The organism is Planococcus sp. CAU13 (assembly GCF_000775575.1).
Lineage (GTDB): Bacteria > Bacillota > Bacilli > Bacillales_A > Planococcaceae > Planococcus.
Genome location: NZ_JRGN01000120.1, coordinates 1 through 2,045, shown reverse-complemented (window position 1 = coordinate 2,045; position 2,045 = coordinate 1). Strand labels below are relative to the sequence as shown.

The 2,045-nt window shown below is 44.0% G+C and carries 2 protein-coding genes and 1 other annotated feature; both genes read left to right on the top strand.

Annotation, left to right across the window (positions count from 1 at the left end; all coding sequences use genetic code 11):
• Positions 1 to 344 precede the first annotated feature (344 nt).
• On the top strand, positions 345 to 686 hold the full coding sequence (locus KW93_RS05090) for a DUF3899 domain-containing protein (RefSeq protein ID WP_033541900.1): 342 nt from the start codon (positions 345 to 347) through the stop codon (positions 684 to 686).
• Between the two features lie 42 nt (positions 687 to 728).
• Positions 729 to 942, top strand: a binding site (T-box leader).
• 45 nt (positions 943 to 987) lie between these two features.
• Positions 988 to 1,974, top strand: a complete 987-nt coding sequence (gene trpS, locus KW93_RS05085) for a tryptophan--tRNA ligase (protein WP_033541899.1) — start codon at positions 988 to 990, stop codon at positions 1,972 to 1,974.
• Positions 1,975 to 2,045: the final 71 nt, after the last annotated feature.

Here is a 2,045-nt window from a genome sequence, read left to right as displayed (position 1 = left end):
TGTTTCAGTTCCTTCTTCAGCTTCGTCTCCGCCGCCACATGCAGCCAGGAAGATGCCAAGAACTAAAACTAGGCCAAGCAGCCAAAACAACTTGCTGTTCTTCACTTAGGTGTCCCCCTTAAATTTTCTGAAAAATTGGTACACTGTTAATTATACATATTCCGTAAACCTTGTACAGTGTTTTTTTAAATGTCAGAATTCTTTATATTAAAAACATGACAAATATTACAGTGGAAATGGCGCCAACATTAAGGTTTGTAAGCGTTTTCTTCCAAAAATTTTTTTTATATTTTTTTGATTTTTTATAGTTTTCCTTTTACAATCAACTAGAGGAGCGTGCACAATTGAAAAAAATACTCATGTGGATTTTACTGGTTCAAGCGGCTATTTTTCTAACTATCATCATACGTCCGGAAGACTTATCGCTTTTGTCCTATATTAATACGTCGTTCGTTTACGGCGGTATACTGGTGTTCTTCGGTGCCTGGATTTTTGTGGTACAGACCGGTGCCTTCGATATTTTTACTGTGAGCATGCGAAAGTTCTTTCAACGCAAAAGCACACTTGAAGATGACGAAATGCGCCTCCCTTCGGAGATCATCCCTTTCTCAGCTTCACCATTGCTTATAATCGGCATCGTGACAATCCTGATGATGGGAATTTCATTGCTCATATACGAATTATAATATTGCAAATCATTTCCTCTTTATACTATAATGAATACCATATAATAAGCGATGAGAAAGAATAGTAGATGCAGTTCCTTCTATTATAGAGAGTCTGTGGCTGGTGGAAACAGATGGAGGAATGCATTGAATGGGCTTTCGAGCTGAGCGGGTGAACATAATCAGTAGCCCTCTCCGTCATCTTCACGTTACAGAAGAAGAGTGGCCGGAAACGGCAACCAGGGTGGTACCACGGAAACACAGCTTCGTCCCTTAGCAGGGATGCTTGCTGTGTTTTTTTATTTTGAGGAGGAATATGCAGATGAATCGAATTTTTTCAGGCGTTCAGCCTACAGGAACGGTAACACTCGGAAATTATATCGGAGCATTCAAGCAATTTACAGAGCTTCAGGAAGACTACGACTGTATTTTTTGCATCGTCGACCAGCACGCAATCACCATGCCGCAGGACCGGCTCGAGCTGAGGAAAAATATTAAAGCACTTGCTGCATTGTATCTGGCGGTAGGCATCGATCCGGAAAAAGTGACGCTTTTCATCCAATCGGAAGTGCCGGCGCATGCTCAGGCAGCTTGGATGCTGCAGTGTATTGCGACCATCGGTGAACTGGAAAGAATGACTCAATATAAAGATAAATCATTAAAGAATGTCTCCGTTTCAGCAGGCCTTCTCACGTATCCGCCATTAATGGCGGCAGATATCCTGCTCTACCAGACAAATATCGTACCGGTCGGCGATGATCAGAAACAGCACATCGAGCTGACGCGCGACCTGGCGGAACGATTCAACAAAAAATTCAATGATGTGCTGACAATCCCTGAGATCCGCATTCCGAAACACGGGGCACGCATCATGTCCTTGCAGGACCCGACGAAAAAAATGAGCAAATCAGATGACAATAAAAAAGCAATCATTACGCTGCTCGATGACCTGAAGACGATTGAGAAGAAAATCAAGAGTGCAGTGACAGACTCGGAAGGCATTGTCCGTTTTGATCCGGTGAACAAACCCGGTGTATCGAATCTGCTGACAATAGAAGCCGCGTTGACTGGTGCATCGATCGAAGAATTGGTCTCTAAATACGAAGGTGCAGGCTATGGTGACTTCAAGGCTTCAGTAGCCAAAGCTGTCACCGGCCACCTTGCTCCCATCCAAGAACGTTACGCACAGCTTGTGGAATCGGACGAACTCGACCGCATTCTTGATGAAGGCGCAGAAAAAGCTTCACGTCTGGCGAATAAAACATTGAAGAAAATGGAGAATGCGATGGGGCTTGGACGCCGTCGCTGAATGGAAAAAAGTTCCGCACAATTGAATGTGCGGAACTTTTTTTGTCCAGACTCCAGCGCCTAGCTCTTCGG

Excerpts from the sequence above, each read along its gene's own strand:
- trpS (WP_033541899.1), top strand. The coding sequence starts at position 988 with ATGAATCGAATTTTTTCAGGCGTTCAGCCTACAGGAACGGTAACACTC.